At 71.6% G+C, this 16020-nt stretch carries 16 protein-coding genes; 12 read left to right on the forward strand and 4 right to left on the reverse strand.

Going from position 1 to position 16020, the window contains the following annotated elements; translation table 11 throughout:
• The first annotated feature begins 37 nt into the window (after positions 1 to 37).
• Genes ACH4TL_RS06775 through ACH4TL_RS06790 form a run of 4 tightly spaced genes read left to right on the forward strand, consistent with a single transcriptional unit; the run spans position 38 to position 4155 of the window.
• Positions 38 to 1582, forward strand: coding sequence for a class I adenylate-forming enzyme family protein (locus tag ACH4TL_RS06775; protein ID WP_398310841.1), 1545 nt, complete (start codon positions 38 to 40; stop codon positions 1580 to 1582).
• Positions 1583 to 1594: 12 nt separating this feature from the next.
• Positions 1595 to 2557 carry a UbiA family prenyltransferase gene (locus ACH4TL_RS06780; protein WP_398310838.1) on the forward strand — a complete coding sequence of 321 codons (963 nt, stop codon included), beginning with the start codon at positions 1595 to 1597 and terminating at the stop codon, positions 2555 to 2557.
• Positions 2558 to 2594: 37 nt separating this feature from the next.
• Positions 2595 to 3569 (forward strand): NADPH:quinone reductase, encoded by a 975-nt coding sequence (locus ACH4TL_RS06785; RefSeq protein ID WP_398310835.1) that lies wholly within the window; start codon positions 2595 to 2597, stop codon positions 3567 to 3569.
• A 43-nt stretch (positions 3570 to 3612) separates the two neighbouring features.
• Positions 3613 to 4155 carry a PPOX class F420-dependent oxidoreductase gene (locus tag ACH4TL_RS06790; protein ID WP_398310832.1) on the forward strand — a complete coding sequence of 181 codons (543 nt, stop codon included), beginning with the start codon at positions 3613 to 3615 and terminating at the stop codon, positions 4153 to 4155.
• Positions 4156 to 4612: 457 nt separating this feature from the next.
• On the opposite strand, the gene ACH4TL_RS06795 is transcribed toward ACH4TL_RS06790, so the two are convergent.
• The 3 genes from ACH4TL_RS06795 to ACH4TL_RS06805 are packed head-to-tail and all read right to left on the reverse strand — an operon-like array spanning position 4613 to position 7280.
• The gene (locus tag ACH4TL_RS06795) at positions 4613 to 5728 is read right to left on the reverse strand and encodes an MMPL family transporter (RefSeq protein ID WP_398310829.1); all 1116 of its coding nucleotides are present in this window, start codon (positions 5726 to 5728) and stop codon (positions 4613 to 4615) included.
• Complete coding sequence (locus ACH4TL_RS06800) at positions 5728 to 5895, reverse strand: hypothetical protein (RefSeq protein WP_398310826.1); 168 nt, start codon at positions 5893 to 5895, stop codon at positions 5728 to 5730. Before ACH4TL_RS06800 ends, ACH4TL_RS06795 begins: the two co-directional genes overlap by 1 nt.
• Before the next feature lie 5 nt (positions 5896 to 5900).
• Positions 5901 to 7280 (reverse strand): FAD-dependent oxidoreductase, encoded by a 1380-nt coding sequence (locus ACH4TL_RS06805; RefSeq protein ID WP_398310823.1) that lies wholly within the window; start codon positions 7278 to 7280, stop codon positions 5901 to 5903.
• 152 nt (positions 7281 to 7432) lie between these two features.
• Here ACH4TL_RS06805 and proP point away from each other — a divergent pair, with 152 nt between their 5' ends.
• The gene (gene proP / locus ACH4TL_RS06810) at positions 7433 to 8839 is read left to right on the forward strand and encodes a glycine betaine/L-proline transporter ProP (protein ID WP_398311612.1); all 1407 of its coding nucleotides are present in this window, start codon (positions 7433 to 7435) and stop codon (positions 8837 to 8839) included.
• Positions 8840 to 8989: 150 nt separating this feature from the next.
• Positions 8990 to 9358, forward strand: a complete 369-nt coding sequence (locus ACH4TL_RS06815) for a nuclear transport factor 2 family protein (protein ID WP_398310821.1) — start codon at positions 8990 to 8992, stop codon at positions 9356 to 9358.
• On the opposite strand, the gene ACH4TL_RS06820 is transcribed toward ACH4TL_RS06815, so the two are convergent.
• The gene (locus tag ACH4TL_RS06820; RefSeq protein ID WP_398310818.1) at positions 9345 to 10148 is read right to left on the reverse strand and encodes a helix-turn-helix domain-containing protein; all 804 of its coding nucleotides are present in this window, start codon (positions 10146 to 10148) and stop codon (positions 9345 to 9347) included. The two genes, ACH4TL_RS06815 and ACH4TL_RS06820, sit on opposite strands and share 14 nt — an antisense overlap.
• Before the next feature lie 78 nt (positions 10149 to 10226).
• Here ACH4TL_RS06820 and ACH4TL_RS06825 point away from each other — a divergent pair, with 78 nt between their 5' ends.
• From ACH4TL_RS06825 to ACH4TL_RS06850, 6 genes are all read left to right on the forward strand, one after another.
• Complete coding sequence (locus tag ACH4TL_RS06825) at positions 10227 to 10523, forward strand: 4a-hydroxytetrahydrobiopterin dehydratase (RefSeq protein WP_398310815.1); 297 nt, start codon at positions 10227 to 10229, stop codon at positions 10521 to 10523.
• Between the two features lie 66 nt (positions 10524 to 10589).
• Entirely contained in the window at positions 10590 to 11858 is a 1269-nt protein-coding gene (locus tag ACH4TL_RS06830; protein ID WP_398311610.1) for an NAD(P)/FAD-dependent oxidoreductase, read from the forward strand.
• Entirely contained in the window at positions 11855 to 12628 is a 774-nt protein-coding gene (locus ACH4TL_RS06835) for a DUF1365 domain-containing protein (protein ID WP_398310812.1), read from the forward strand. Before ACH4TL_RS06830 ends, ACH4TL_RS06835 begins: the two co-directional genes overlap by 4 nt.
• On the forward strand, positions 12625 to 13887 hold the full coding sequence (locus tag ACH4TL_RS06840) for a class I SAM-dependent methyltransferase (RefSeq protein WP_398310809.1): 1263 nt from the start codon (positions 12625 to 12627) through the stop codon (positions 13885 to 13887). Before ACH4TL_RS06835 ends, ACH4TL_RS06840 begins: the two co-directional genes overlap by 4 nt.
• On the forward strand, positions 13884 to 15179 hold the full coding sequence (locus tag ACH4TL_RS06845) for a class I SAM-dependent methyltransferase (RefSeq protein ID WP_398310806.1): 1296 nt from the start codon (positions 13884 to 13886) through the stop codon (positions 15177 to 15179). The genes ACH4TL_RS06840 and ACH4TL_RS06845 overlap by 4 nt, the downstream gene beginning before the upstream one ends.
• Positions 15176 to 15988: a DUF1295 domain-containing protein gene (locus ACH4TL_RS06850; protein ID WP_398310803.1), complete on the forward strand. Its 813-nt coding sequence runs from the start codon at positions 15176 to 15178 to the stop codon at positions 15986 to 15988. The genes ACH4TL_RS06845 and ACH4TL_RS06850 overlap by 4 nt, the downstream gene beginning before the upstream one ends.
• Positions 15989 to 16020 lie beyond the last annotated feature (32 nt).

Here is a 16020-nt window from a genome sequence, read left to right on the forward strand (position 1 = left end):
CCCGGCTGTCCGGAACATTCCGAGAAGAGGCCCACCCTTGATCTTCGACAAGCTGCTGAGTCTGCCCAGTGACGCCGAGCCCTGGATCGTCGACCACCAGCCCATCGCCGTCACGGCCGAGGACGAGAAGGTACGGCCGGGCGATGTCGCCGACGCCGCCGCCCGCGGCGCGACCGCCCTGCGGTCCCACGGCATCGAGCCGGGGCGGCGGTGCGTCGTCTGGCTGGAGTCCCCGACCGACATCATCGTCGCCTACGCGGCCATCACCGCCCTCGACGCCGTGCCCATCCTGATGAGCCCGACCCTCTCAGGGCCGGTCGTCGCCTCCATGGTGGAGAACGTCTCCGGCATCACCGCCGTCATCTCCACCGACGCCCGGCTCGCGGAGAGCGAGAAGACCTTCACGGACATCGGCACCTTCGTCGACTGGCGCGACATCGCCGCCGAACTCCCGGACCACAAGCGGATATCCCGGCCCCGCGAGGTCGCCTCCGACGCCGCGTACGTCGTCGTCCACACCTCCGGCACCACCGGCACCCCGAAGCTGGCCGAATGCTCCAGCGCCAGCATCCAGTTCAACGCCCGCGTCCAGGCCGTCATCCACTGGCTGTCCCGGCTGGACGGCCATCTCGCCCTCGCCATCTCGCCCGTCCACGGCCGGACCGTGGTCGGCATCCTCGCCGCCCTCATGCGCAAGGCCCCGCTGCTGCTCCTGGAGGACGACTCCCCGGACAACGTGGACCGGATGCTCAAGCGGCACCGCCCCACCTATCTGGAGACCCACCCCAACACCTTCCGCGCCTGGCAGCACCTCGCGCCCGGCGGCGCGTTCCGCTCGATCCGCTTCTTCGGCGCCGGATTCGACGTCATCCACCCGGACACGGTCAGCGCCCTGCTGAAGGGCTCGGACCACCGCTTCGCCGTGTGCGTCGAGGTCTACGGGCAGAACGAGACCGGGCCCATCGCCATCCGCAGCCACCTCAAGGGCACCCAGAAGCCGCTGCGCGCCCTGCGCCGACTGCGCCGCGCCAAGCTGCTGCGCGGCCATCCGGCCGGGCCCCGCTTCCCGTTCTGCCGGGTCCGCATCGTCGACGACTCGGGGCGGCCCGTACCGGCCGGAACCCCCGGGCGCATGGTGGTCCAGACCCCCGGCGTGTTCTCGGGATACATCAACCGCCCCGATCTGACGTCCAAGAACTACCCCGACAAGCGCTGGTGGGACACCGGCGACTGGGGCACCAAATCCCGTACCGGACGCATCACCCTGATCGACCGCCAGGTCGACAAGGTCTCCGAATCCATCAGTGGAATCGGCATCGAGGACATCCTGCTGGAGAAGTTCCCCGAATTCCTCGAACTCGTCGTCCTGGAGATGGACGGCGCCCTCCAGCCCGTCCTCTCCCTGCGGCCCGGAGCCGAATTCCGGCGCAGGGCCTGGGAATCGGCGTCCCGTCGGCTCGCCACCATGGCCGAGCCCGTGATCATCGCCGACAGCGAGTTCCCCCGGACCGTCACCGGGAAGATCAAGCGGGAGCAGCTGAAGAAAACGCTGACCGAACAGCGCCTTTCCGCGAGCGTCTGAGGGAGCGAGTCCATGACCGCCACCAGCGCGTCCGGCACGACGTCTGGCGCGACCAAGATACCGATCGGCACCAAGCTCATCGGTTATGTCCAACTCGGCAAGGTCCGGATCTACCACCACGCCTACGGCTGGATCCTCGCCCTGCTCCTGCTGCGCCTCGACGGCCGGGTCGGCGGCGACACCGCGGTCGCGCTCGCCCTGACCCTGCTCATGGTGTGCGCCACCCAGTGGAGCGGCGGCGCGGCCGACGACCTCGGCGGCTTCCGGGACGGCAGCGACGCCCGCAACTACGCGGGCCGCCCCGCCTCCACCGTCGCCAAGAAGCCGCTGCTCACCGGGGTGCTGACGGAGGGCGAAGCGGTCCGGTTCGGCGTGGTGATGTGGCTGGTCGCGATCGCCGCCGGGCTCGGCGCCGTGGCCAGCCTGGGCGGCAGCGCACCGCTGGCCGCCGTCCTGGTGATGCTCGTGGGGCAGATCGCCTCGGTCCAGTATTCGATCGGGCTGAAACTCAGTTATCTGCCCGGCGGCCTCGAAGCCACCATCTTCTATGTCATCGGCTGTATCGGCCTGGTTCCCTACTGGCTGATCGCGGGTCACGTCACGACCGAATCCCTCATCACCAGCGCCCTGGTCGGACTGTGGTTCCTGCTGATCGTGTCCTACGGAAACGCGTCCGACAAAGAAGGCGACGCCGAGGTGTCCCGGTACACGATGGCGGTGCTTCTTCCGCCCGCCGGTTTCAAGGTATTCCTCACCCTGCTCTTCGCCGCCAGCGTCACCCTGCTGACCCTGCTGTTCACCACCACCCGATTCGATCCACTCCTCGGGCTGACCGCCGTGCCCGTCGTCGTGCTCCACGCCGTCCAGCTCTATTACGGTGCCGGAAAGGAAGAGTGGCGAAAGGCGCGTTTCATCGGGCTCAGCTCGGTCGATCTGGGATGTCTGGGACTGGCGCTCGCCTTCGTTCTCGCATGACCGCCTGGAGTGGGAGAGCAGTGCAGTGAACGGCGATATGACGGCGGCCTACATCACCGGCTTCGGCGCTGCCGACGACATCCGGACCGGGCCGCTGCCCCGTCCCGTACCCGGCCCGGACGAGGCACTGGTCCGGGTCGGGGCGGTGGCGGCCAACCATGTGGACACCTTCGTACGCTCCGGCGCGTACGCCACCGAGGTGACCTTCCCGTTCGTCGTCGGCCGCGACCTGGTCGGCACGGTCGAGTCCGGCGCGGGGTCCTTCGCCCCCGGTGACCGGGTGTGGTGCAACAGCCTGGGCCACGACGGCCGGCAGGGCTCCTTCGCCCAGTACGCCGCCGTGCCCGTGGACCGGCTCTACTCCCTGCCCGCCGGGGCCGACCCGGTGGGCGCGGTCGCCGTGCTGCACACCGCCGGGACCGCGTACCTCGGCCTGTTCCGGGAGGCCCGCCTGCGGGCGGGGGAGACGGTGCTCGTCCTGGGCGCGGGCGGCGGCGTGGGCAGCGCCGTGGTCCAGCTGGCGACCGCGGCCGGGGCGCGCGTCATCGCCGTCGACCGCGCAGAGAACGCCGAGTGGTGCCGTGAGTGCGGGGCGGACCACGTCCTCGACCGTGCCGCCCCGGACCTCCCCGCCGCGGTCCGCGACCTCGCCCCGGACGGGGTCGATGTGCACTGGGACTGCTCCGGGCACCATGACTTCGAGACGACGGTCCCGCTGCTCGCGTGCGGCGGCCGCGTCGTCCTGATGGCCGGGATGGGAGCACGCGCCGTGCTGCCCGTCGGCGCCGTCTACACCCGCGACATCAGCCTCCACGGCTTCGCCATCAGCAACGCCTCGGTGGCGGACCTCGCGGACGCCGCCGAGACCATCAATCGCGAGCTGGCGAGCGGCCGGTTGCGCGGCCGGGTCCGCACCGAACTTCCGCTGACGGAGGCGGCGCGGGCCCACCGCCTGCTGGAGGGCCGCGAGGGCGGCCCCGGCGGCCCGGGCCGCATCGTGCTGATCCCCTGACCTCCCCTGACCTCCCCTGACCGAGAAGGAAGGAAGGCCGTACGTGCCCCCCTCGGACAACAAGCCGCGTCTGCTAGGCAAGGAATGGTGGGAACAGCGATTCCTGCGGATGTACGACTCCTGGCGGGACCCGGTGACCTGGCACGTCACGGCCACCCCGAACGGCCCCGGTGATCTGCGGCAGTTCAGGCGCCGCCGGTTCGCCCTGCTGGTCACGTACAAGCGCAGCGGCGACCCCGTCCCGTCGGCGATGTGGTTCGGCCTCAAGGACGGCCGGGCGTATCTGCGCACCGGCTGCGACTCCTGGAAGGTGCGGCGGATGCGCAACAACGACCAGGTGCTGTTCGCGCCGTCCAACATCCGCGGCAAGCCCAAGGGCGCGGTCATCCCGTGCACCGCGCGCATCCTGCCGGACGAGGAGAAGCCGAGGGCCGCACAGATCATCGTGGACTCGTACGGCAAGGGCCGGAAGCTCTACGACCGCACGGTGGCCACGGTGTACGAGGAGGCCGCGTACATCGAGATCACGCCGAACGCCCTGCTGAAGGCCGAGGCGGAGCGGAAGGCCCAGCGCGCCCGCGACTAGCGTCCACAAAGCGCCGGGCGCGTCCGGGATCTCCCCGGACGCGCCCGGCGCTCTGTGTCCTGCCTACTTCTCCCCCGTGGGCCCACTCTGGTGTGCAGGCCCACCAGTTGCCCTTGCCGACCAGCTGCAGATGGCCGTCCTGGAACCGTTCCTGGGGACTGAGCGGGAGCGGGCCCGATCAGCCGCACGCCCCGAACGGTTGTGGGCGCACTGGTCCCCGGCGTACTCAGCCCCGGGGCGGCGACACGCATCCTGTGCGTGGTCCGGGCCCGGGAGGCCGGTTCCCTGAGCGACCTGGCCAGTGGTACGGCCAGAGGCGACGGGGAGGCCCCGAACCATCCTCTGGTGGAGCGGGGCCCCACACTGGCGCCGTACCGGCGTCCCAGATCGCATAAGCACGCTAACCCGCCCGGCCCACGGTGCCGCAAGCCCACGAGCCGACCATCACACGATCGAGCTAACTCGCCCTCGTGCATGGTCGCCTGTGAGCAGCCGCCGACCCCCACAGCACGCCCAGCGTGGCGCTCAGGCTCAGGCAGTTGAGGACCGGGTACGGCGACGGAAGGGCCCTGATGTCCGCGACCAGCGCGTGGCCCTCCTCCGACAGCGACTGGTGGCTCGGCACCACGGACAGATAGGTGCTGTGGCCGGAGCCGAAGCGCTTGGACAGGTCCGTCGGCCGCTGCACCAGCCGTCCGTCGGTGAAGGTCCCCGCCTCGCTGTCCACCCGGGACACATCGCCGGGCTTCGACAGCCGCTCGGCGTACGGGGCCACGTTCCGGTCGCCGGGCCCGGGAGTGCGGTCGAGGACCACGTTCAGCGCCTGGGTCTCCTGCGCCGGGAAGGTCTCCCGGATGTCGCCGCCGACCTGCCGGGCCTGGCTCTGGGCGGGCAGCACCCGCTCGTCCGGCAGGCTCAGCCGCAGATCGAGGAACGGCGCGCCGAGCAGCAGCAGAAGCGCGGTGACGGCACCCGCGACCGGCAGCGGGAACCGCATCACCCCGGTGGCCAGCCGGTGCCAGAAGCCCTCCCCGGCTGCTGCCTTGGGGGTGCGGCGGCGCAGGATGCGCCCCTTCTCGATGCGGTGGTCCAGCACCTTCAGCAGCGCGGGCAGGAAGGTGAACGAGACGAACGCGGCGAGCAGGGCGGTCGGGATTCCGGCGTACGCGAACGAGCGCAGGAAGGAGAACGGGAACACCAGCAGCGCCCCGAGCGCCAGGGTCACCGTCACCGCGGAGAACAGCACGGTGCGGCCCGCGGTGCGCAGCGTCGTGGCGATGGCCCGGTCGGTCTCCGCCCCCTGTCCTCTTTCCTCCCGATAGCGCTTGATGAGGATCAGGCTGTAGTCGATGGCGAGGCCGAGCCCGAGGCCGGTGGTGACGTTGCCGGCGAGCGCGGAGACCTCGGTGAACAGGGTCAGGATACGGATGACCAGCAGCACCGACAGGAGCTCCCGTGCGACGCGCTCGGTGAGCCGGGCGCCCGCGGCGGCGACGGCGGGGGAGTCCACGCCGCGTTTGTCGGATATGAGGAGAACGAGGTCCGGGGCGCCCGCCCGGAATCTGTCGTCCATCACCCGCGCGGCTTCGCCGACTCCGTCGAGTCGTCGGCGAACCCTCCGGCGGACAGTTGCTGGATCACTCCGCCGCCCCGCACGCCCGCTATGACCAGCAGCGCTCCGGACAGATACAGCACGAGTTTGCTGCGGCGGCAGGTGAACCGGGCCAGTGAGTCGAACAATTCGGCTAACCCTTCTCGCGCTGCGGCTTCCCTGCCGAGCGGTTGACCCGCAGGGCGCGCAGCAGCGTGGACGGTGCGGCCAGGGAACGGGGATGGGTGCGCATGTACGTCACCGAGTTGAACCGCACGGCGACGGCTTGGTCCGTCACCGAGGCGTCGGCGATCTGCTCGGCGAACCATGAGGAGAGGCGGTGACCACGGGGGTACGGGCCGGTCACATCCGGCCGGGCCAGATCGGCGGCGGTGGAGATCTGCCAGGCCGCGTCCACCACGACGCGCTGGAGGGCGAAGAAGCGGCGGGCGGGGGAGTCGAGATCCGGCCGGGAGCGCAGATGCTCCGACAGCGCCGAGGCGTGCAGCGTCGCCGAGGACATGCCCTGCCCGTAGATCGGGTTGAACGAGGCGACCGCGTCGCCGACGCTGATCAGCCGGGCCGGGAACCGGGTGAGGAGATGGAAGTCCCGGCGGCGGCTGTCGGCCTGGTGGTACGGGAGGATCTCGCCGAGCTGATCGCCCGCGACCGCCTCGCGGTACACCGGCGGCAGCTCGCCGCACAGCTTCCGGAACTCCGCGATGTCCCGGATCGGCGGCTGCTTTCCGTAGTTGGCCAGGGTGATCAGCCAGCGGTCGCCCTCGATGGCGGTGATCGCGCCGCTCGCCACCCGGGGCGGGTTCGCGGTGGGGGTCCGGTAGGCGATGGCCGCGGCCAGCTCCGGGTCGGCCTCGGCGCGCCGGAAGTAGCCGGTGGCGTAGTCGACGCCGATCGCCATCCGCCGCATCGCGGGCCGCTGCCAGCCGTCCTTCTCCAGCCAGTCGCCCAGCTTGCTGGCCCGGCCCATGGCATCGACGACGAAGTCCGCGTCCTCGACCCACTCGTCCTCGCCCGGACCGCCGCAGCGCACCCCGCTGACCCGCCCGGCGCGGAACTCCAGGCCACGGGCGCGGCAGGTGAGGACCTTCACATTGGGCAGCGCCAGGGTGCGGCGGCGCACCAGGGACTCCAGGAACGGGCGGCTGCTGGAGATCAGCCCCATCGTGCCGTCGCTCACCTTCGGGACGCCGTCGGCGTAGGCCCGGATGTTGTACGGGGACGAGATGATCGCGCCGCCCGCCCCCGCCTCGTCCTCGAACCCGGGGAACAGCCGCTCCAGCTGCATCCGCCCGCCGTGCATCAGGGTGTGCAACTGCCCGTCGTGCGGGGTGCCGGGCCGCGGGGCGGCGGTGGCGGGTAACGCGTCCCGCTCCACGATCACCACGGATTCGGCGTGATCGGACAGCACCCGTGCCGCCAGCATTCCGGCCATGCTCCCGCCGAGCACCACGGCCTTGCCCATCAGAACCTCGGTTTTCGTGATCGGCTCGTCGGTACTGAGCCGAGCGAACACACGAGCGGCAGACTCCATCACGAAACCTCCAGACCGGTTATGTGCATCAACCAGGAACCGCTGGGTAGGCGCACGAATCCGTCTGACGAAGAGAGAGAAAAGTTGTGCCTGCCCTGACCGATTCCGATGCCCCCGCCGCAGTCCGGCACCCCATGCTCCACCGCGCCATCAAGCGGCGCAAGAACCCTCCTCTGCGGCGCAGTGACATCACGGTCACCGAGGAGAAGGACGTTCACCGCGCGGTCAAAGCCGCCGCTCTGGGGAACGCCATGGAGTGGTTCGACTTCGGGATCTACAGCTATCTCGCGGTCACCATCGGCAAAGTCTTCTTCCCCGGCGGCAGTGGCACCATCCAGGTGCTGTCCTCCTTCGCGACGTTCGCGGTGGCCTTTCTCGTACGGCCGCTGGGAGGTATGTTTTTCGGGCCGCTCGGTGACCGCATCGGGCGCAAGAAGGTGCTGTCCTTCACCATGATCATGATGGCGACGAGCACGCTCGCCATCGGCCTCATACCCGGCTATCACTCCATCGGCTACGCCTCGCCCGCGCTCCTCATCCTGTTCCGGATGTTGCAGGGATTCTCCACCGGCGGTGAATACGGCGGCGCGTCCACGTTCATCGCCGAATACGCTCCCGACAAGCGGCGCGGCTACTTCGGCAGCTTCCTCGAATTCGGCACCCTCATCGGCTACACCGCCGCGGCCGGACTCGTCACCATCCTGACCGTCACGCTCTCCGACGACGCGATGAACTCCTGGGGCTGGCGCATCCCGTTCCTGGTCGCCGCCCCCATCGGCCTGGTCGGCCTCTACCTGCGGCTGAAGCTGGACGAGACCCCCGCCTTCCAGAAGCTGGAGGACGACGCCGCCGCCGCGCACGAGCGCACGACGCTGCCGTTCTGGCAGGTCTTCCGCACCCAGTGGCGCGCGATGGTGCTGTGCATCGCGCTGGTCGCCGCGTACAACATCACCGACTACATGCTGCTGTCGTACATGCCGACGTACCTCTCGGACACCCTGCACTACAGCAGCACCAACGCCCTCGTCGCCATCATCATCGTGATGCTGCTGATGATGGCGGCCATCACCTTCGTCGGCCGGCTCTCCGACCGTATCGGCCGCAAGCCGCTGCTGATGGCCGGCTCCATCGGCTTCTTCGCCCTCGCGGTGCCCTCCTTCTGGCTCATCAAGCAGGGCAACGTCGTCTCCGTCTTCGCGGGTCTGCTGCTGCTGGGCATGTGTCTGCTGCCCTACGTCGCCGTCATGTCGGCCTCCCTGCCCGCGCTCTTCCCGACCGATGTGCGCTACGGCTCGCTGTCCATCGCCTTCAACATCTCCGTCTCCCTCTTCGGCGGAACCACCCCGCTGGTCACCGAGGCCCTGGTCAGCGGCACCGGCGACGACCTGATGCCGGCGTACTACACGATGCTCGCGGCGATCGTCGGCATCATCGCCTCGGCCGTGATGAAGGAGACCGCCCGCCAGCCGCTGGAGGGCTCGCCGCCCTCGGTCGCGACCAAGGAGGAAGCCATCGCCCTGGTCGAGTCCCAGCGTCCCTGACCCCGGCACAGCAGACCCGGGTCATTACCCCGGCGGTAATCGACCCCTCCTCCTCCCGGCGGCACAGTGAGGACATCGGGTTCCGGGCCGGCGCACTCCGGTCCGGGACCCGGCAGACCACCACGTGAAGCCGCCCGGGAGAGGGACGAGATGACCGACTACACCACCGCCGTGGCCCGCTACTTCGAGGCGTGGAACGCCACCGGCCCGGACGCCGTCGCCAAGGCCGTCGCCGCCGTGTGGACCGAGGACGGCGGCTACACCGACCCGCTGGCCGAGGCGCGCGGGCACGAGCAGATCGCCGCCGTCATCGCCGGGGCGCACGAGCAGTTCCCCGGCTTCGAGTTCCGGCAGCTGGGCAGCGCCGACGGCCACCACGACATCGCCCGCTTCGGCTGGGAGCTGGTGGCGCCGGACGGGACCGCGCCGGTCGCCGGGTTCGATGTGATCACCTTGGCGGAGGACGGCCGGATCCGTTCCGTCCTCGGCTTCCTGGACCGGGTGCCTACGGCAGCGTGACCGCCTTCAGGGCGGCGGCGGTCTCCGGGTCGGCCGGGAGCAGTGTCTCGATGGCCAGCTCGGAGACGGTCACGTCCATGGGGGTGTTGAAGGTCGCGATCGTCGAGATGAACGACAGCACCCGCCCGCCGTGCTCGATCATCATCGGCAGCGCGAACGGCGGATGGTCGCCGCCGGTGGCCGACTCCCGGCCGCCCGCCCCGGGCAGCGGATAGCCCGCCACCTCGTCGTACAGCTCGCGCAGCGCAGGGGAGCGCATCAGCGCGAGCTGGCGGTCCATCTGGTCCAGCAGATGGCCGCGCCACTCATGGAAGTTGCGGATGCGCGGGGCCAGCCCGTCCGGGTGGAGGGTGATCCGCATCGCGTTCATCGGCGGCGCGAGCAGATGGTCCGCCACGCCCTCCAGCAGTGCGCGGATGCCCCGGTTGGCGGCCAGCACCCGGTACGTACCGTCCACGACCAGCGCCGGATACGGCTCGTAGCCGGTCAGCAGCCGCTCCATCCCCTCGCGCAGCGCGCTCATCGACGGATCGTCCACCGCCCGCTCCGGATAGTGCGGGGCGTACCCGGCGGCGATCAGCAGCGCGTTGCGCTCCCGCACCGGCACGTCGAGATGGTCGGCGAGGCGCAGCACCATCTCCCGGCTCGGCCGGGACCGGCCGGTCTCGATGAAGCTGATGTGGCGGGCCGAGGAGCCGGCGCGCAGCGCCAGCTCCAGCTGGCTGATCCGCCGCCGGTCCCGCCACGCGCGCAGCAGCGAGCCCACCCCGGGCGGCGCGGTAGTCGTCATGCGCCGAAGGTAACCGAACCGCGGCGGCGCGCGTGGCAGGGTGGAACGACCGGCCCATCACGCACGAAGGGACACGCCATGGCAGTCGAACCACTGGCCCGCACGGAGATCGAGCAGCGCCTGGAGCAGCTGCCCGGCTGGTCGTTCGCGGACGACCGGCTGTCGCGTACGTACGTCTTCGACGGGCATCCGCAGGCCGCGGGCCTGGTCGCGGAGGTCGCCCGCATCCAGGACGAGCTGGACCACCACTCCGAACTGACCCTCGGCTACAACAAGGTCACCGTCACGGTGAACACCCACAGCGTCGGCGGAAAGGTCACCGAACTCGACTTCGGGCTCGCCCGCCGCATCGAGGCCGCGGCTTCGAAATCTTGACCAAACCGCTCCCCGGCCGGCTCCGAATACCCCCATGAGAGGGCGGTGTCGACCGGAGGAGCGGGCATGGGCGGGCAGCGGCAGCGGATCGCCGTCGTCGGCAGCGGGGTGGCGGGGCTCACCGCGGCGTACGTACTGCAGCGCACGCACGACGTGTCGCTGTACGAGGCGGACGACCGGTTAGGGGGCCACGCCCACACCCACCACGTGGCGGCCCCCGGCGGCCGGGTGTGGCCGGTCGACAGCGGGTTCATCGTCCACAACGAGCGCACCTACCCGCAGCTGCTGAAGCTCTTCCGCGAACTCGGCGTCTCCACGCAGGAGTCCGAGATGAGCATGTCCGTGGTGTGCGAGGGCTGCGGACTGCGGTACGCAGGGGCGCGCGGGCTGCCCGGGCTGCTCGCGCGCCCCTCCAACGCCGTCAACGCGCGCTATCTGCGCATGCTCACCGAGGTCCCCGCCTTCCACCGGGCCGCCCGCCGCCTGCTGGACCGGGTGCCGGACGACACGGTCACCCTGCGCATGTTCCTCACCATCGGCGGCTGGTCGCGCTACTTCGTGTCCCACTTCATCACCCCGCTGGTCTCCGCCGTCTGGTCCTGCGACGCCGAGACCGCGCTGCGCTACCCCGCCCACTATCTGTTCCGCTTCCTCGACCACCACGGCATGCTCGCGGTCACCGGCGCCCCGCCGTGGAGAACGGTCACCGGCGGCTCGCGCACGTACGTCGAGGCCATCGCCAAACAGCTCTCCGCCCTCCACACCTCCGCCCCCGTGCGCACCGTCGTCCGCCACCCCGACGGCGTCGACCTCGTCACCGAGGACGGTGAACACGCCGCGTACGACGCCGTCGTGATCGCCGTCCACGCCGACCAGGCGCTGCGGCTGCTGGAGCGCCCCACCGACGAGGAACGCGACATCCTCGGCGCCTTCCGCTACTCCCGCAACGACACCGTCCTGCACACCGACTCCACCCTGCTGCCGCGGGGCCGCCGCGCCCGCGCCGCCTGGAACTACCGGATGCCGTCCTGCGCCAGTCCCACGAGCCGGGTGCTCATCAGCTACGACATGAACCGGCTCCAGCGGCTCGACGCGCCCCGCGACCACATCGTCACCCTCAACGGCGGGACGCGCGTCGACGAGAGCCGGGTGCTGGCCCGCATGGTGTACGAACACCCCGTCTACACCCCCGAGTCGGTCGCCGCCCAGCAGTGGCTGCTGACCCTCAACGACCGCGTCACCGCGTTCGCCGGGGCCTACCACGGCTGGGGCTTCCACGAGGACGGCTGCGCCTCCGGCGTACGGGCCGCCGCCGCGCTGGGGGTGCGCTGGTGACCCACCCCCGTGGCCCCGCCGACCGAAACGGCACCGCCGTCACCCGCACGCCCGCCCTCTACGACAGCGTCATCACCCACGTCCGCAGCCGTCCGCTGCGGCACGCCTTCACCCACCGCACCTATCTGTGGCTGGTCGACCTCGACCAACTGCCGCGCCCGCCCCGGCCGCTGCGCGCCCTCGCCCGCTTCGACCCCCGCGACCACTTCGCGGGCACCGCACCCACCCTCCGCGCCGCCCTCGACCGCTGGCTCACCGCCCAGGGCGTCACCCCGCCCGGCGGCCGCGTGCTGATGCTCGGGCACGCCCGCGTCCTCGGCCATGTCTTCAACCCGCTCACCCTCTACTGGTGCCACGACCGCGCAGGGGCCGTCGCCCTCGTCGTCGCCGAGGTGCACAACACCTACGGCGAACGCCACTGCTATCTGCTGCGCCCCGACGAGGAGGGCCGCGCGGACACCGCCAAGGACTTCTACGTCTCGCCGTTCTTCCCCGTGGACGGCGACTACCGGATGCGGCTGCCGCGCCCCGCCGAAGCCCTCGCCCTGACCGTCCACCTGGAGCGCGACGGCACCCGCCCGTTCACCGCGACCGTACGTGGCAGGGCCCGCCCCGCCACCCCGCGCGCCCTGCTGCGCGCCGCCGTCCGCCACCCCTGGGCCACCGCCGCCGTCAGCTGGCACATCCGGCTCCAGGGCATCCGGCTGTACCTGCGCGGACTGCCCCTCCAGCCGCGCCCCCGCCACCCCGTACAGGAGGGCATGGAGTGACCGAACTGCACCACGCCACCGGCGCCGCCCACCGCCCGGCCGTCGACGCCGCCCGCTGGCCCGCGGTGGCCCACCGGCCCGACCCCTCCCGGCCCCGCGACGCCCTGGTCCGGGCGCTGCTCCAGCGGGCCCTGGCCCGGCTGCCGCTGCGGGTGCGGTACGGCACCGGGCCCGTCCGCGGCACGGGCGGGCCGCTGCTGGACATCGCCGACCCCGAGGCGTTCGTCCGCCGCGTCGGCCGGGACGGGCTCATCGGCTTCGGCGAGTCGTACCTCGCCCACGAATGGGACGCGACGGACCTCGTCGGCGTGCTCACCGTGTTCGCCGAACACGCCGACCGCATCGTGCCCCGCTGGGCGCAGCGGCTGCGCGGCGCCTGGGCCCCGCGGCACCCCGCCGGGCAGGACAACACCCTGGAGGCCGCCCCCAAACACGTCCACCACCACTACGACCTGTCCAACGAGCTGTTCGGGCTCTTCCTCGACCCCACCCTCAGCTACTCGGCCGCCCTCTTCAGCCGCCTCCCCGCCACCTGGGACGACCTCGCCACCGCCCAGCACCGCAAGATCGACCGGCTGCTCGACCTCGCCGGGGTCGGCCCCGGCACCCGGCTGCTCGAAATCGGCACCGGCTGGGGCGAACTCGCCCTGCGCGCCGCCCTCCGCGGGGCCCACGTCGTCACCGCCACCCTCTCCGAGGAACAGCGCAGGCTCGCCGCCCGGCGAGCCCTGCGCGACGGCCTCACCGGCCGCATCACCCTGCTGCTGCGCGACTACCGGGAACTGGAGGGCCAGTACGACGCCATCGTCAGCGTCGAGATGATCGAGTCCGTCGGGGCCGCGTACTGGCCCCGCTACTTCGGCACCCTCCAGGAACTCCTCGCCCCCGGCGGCCGGATAGCCCTCCAGGCCATCACCATGCCGCACGACCGGATGCTCGCCACCCGCCACACCTACACCTGGATCCAGAAGTACATCTTCCCCGGCGGCCTCCTGCCCTCCGTCACCGCACTCGAACAGTGCGCCCACCGCCACACCCGGCTGCGCATGACCCGCCGCGACGCCTTCGGCGACCACTACGCCCAGACCCTGCGGCTGTGGCGGGAACGCTTCACCGCCCACGACGCGCAGGTGGCCGACCTCGGCTTCGACGCCACCTTCCGCCGCATGTGGACCTTCTACCTCGCCTACTCCGAAGCGGGCTTCCGCGCCCGCTACCTCGACGTCCAGCAGATCCTGCTCCAGGAGGCAGCCCGATGAGCGACGTGGCCCCCACCCTCGCCCCGATCGCCGAACGCCTGCTCGGCGGGCCGCTTCCGGTGCGGCTGTGCGCCTGGGACGGCAGTGAGGCAGGCCCGCCGGACGCGCCCCGGGTCCTGCTCACCTCGCCGCGCGCCGTGCGGCGGCTGCTGTGGCAGCCCGGCGAACTCGGCCTCGCCGAGGCGTACATCAGCGGCGACCTCGACGTCGAAGGCGACCTCACCGACGGGTTGCGGGCCGTGTGGCACGCCCTTCGCGCGCACGCCGACTCCCCGCCCCGGGTCTCCCTCGCCGCCCGCGCCCGCGCCGCCGCGAGCGTCGCCCGCATCGGCGCCATCGGGCCCCCGCCGCCCGCCCCCGGCGGCCGCGCCCGCCTCGGCGGCGCCCCGCACTCCCGGACCCGCGCCCGTGCCGCCATCAGCCACCACCACGCCTTCCTCAGCGAGTTCTACGAGCGGCTGCTCGACCCCTCCATGGCGTACTCCTGCGCCTACTGGACCAGCCACGATCCGTCGTACGGCCTCGCCGACGCCCAGCGCGACAAGCTGGAGGTCATCTGCCGCAAGCTCGCGCTCGTGCCCGGCGCCCGGCTGCTGGACATCGGCTGCGGCTGGGGCGCCCTCGCCCTCTACGCGGCCGACCACCACAAGGCGCAGGTCACCGCCGTCACCCTGGTCCCCGAGGAGCGCGACTTCGTGCGCGAACGGGTCGACGAACTGGGGCTCGGCCAATTCGTCGAGGTCGTGCTGAGCGACTACCGCGACCTGCCGGGCGGCCAGTACGAGGCCGTCGCGTGCGTGGAGATGGGCGAACACGTCGGCCACGACCAGTACCCGCGGCTCGCCCGCACCCTGCACGGCATGCTGCGGCCCGGCGGCCGCGCCCTGGTCCAGCAGATGTCACGCGCCGCGGGCACCCCCGGCGGCGGCGCCTTCATCGAGACGTACGTCGCCCCCGACCTCCACATGCGGCCCCTCGGCGAGACCATCGGCCTGCTGGAGGCCGCCGGACTGGAGGTGCGCTCCTCGGAGTCCCTGCGCGAGCACTACGTCCGCACGGTCGGCGCCTGGCGCGAGGCGCTGGAGGCCCAGTGGGACGCCTTCCGGCTGCTCGCGGGCGACGACAACGCCCGCATGTGGCGGCTCTACCTGGCGGGTGGCGCGCTCGCCTTCGAGGAACGGCGCATGGGCATCGACCAGATCCTCGCCGTACGCCCCACCGCGCGGGGCGTCAGCGGCATGCCCGACACGCCCACGGACTGGTACCCCGCCCCCGCCCTGGAAGCCGCATGACCGCATTCCCCTGGCCCGCCTTCGCAGCGGGCCTGGCCTACAGCGCCGTCGCCGCCCTCACCGTCATGCTGGTCACCTTCCTCGTGGCCCTGGCCAAGGGCGTCCACCGCATCGCCGACGTGGCCTGGGGGCTCGGCTTCACCGCCATCGCCCTCGTCACCTTCGCCGCCTCCGACGGCCACGGCGACGGCACGCGGCGGCTGCTGACCACCGTGCTCACCGCCGTCTGGGGGCTACGGCTCGCCGTGCACATCGGCGTACGGCGGTGCGGGCACGGCGAAGACCCCCGCTACGAACGCCTCCTCGTCCGCGCCCCCGGCAACCGCCACCTCTACGCCCTGCGCGTCGTCTACCTCGCCCAGGCCGCCCTGATCTGGCTCGTCTCGCTCCCCGTCCAGGCCGCGCAATACGCCTCCGGCGCCCCGGGAACCCTGGCCGCCCTCGGCGCCTCCCTCTGGCTCCTGGGCCTCACCTTCGAGGCCGTGGGCGACTCCCAGCTCGCCCGCTTCCGGGCCGACCCGCGGAACCGGGGACGGATCATGGACCAGGGGCTGTGGCGGTGGACGCGCCACCCCAACTACTTCGGCGACTTCTGCGTCTGGTGGGGGCTGTACCTCCTGGCAGCCGAGTCCTGGCACCCCGCCGCGATCTCCCTGATCTCCCCTCTTGCGATGACCTACGTCCTCACCCAGGGCAGCGGTAAGGCCCTCCTGGAACGTCACATGGCCGACCGCCCGGGCTTCGCCGCCTACGCAGCCCACACCAGCCCCTTCTTCCCCCGCCCCCGCCGCCGCCCAACCAACCCCTGACCGGGGTACCTGTTCCCCTACCCCGCCCCTTC

It is taken from the genome of Streptomyces sp. NPDC021115, assembly GCF_044333065.1.
Classification (GTDB): Bacteria; Actinomycetota; Actinomycetes; order Streptomycetales; family Streptomycetaceae; genus Streptomyces.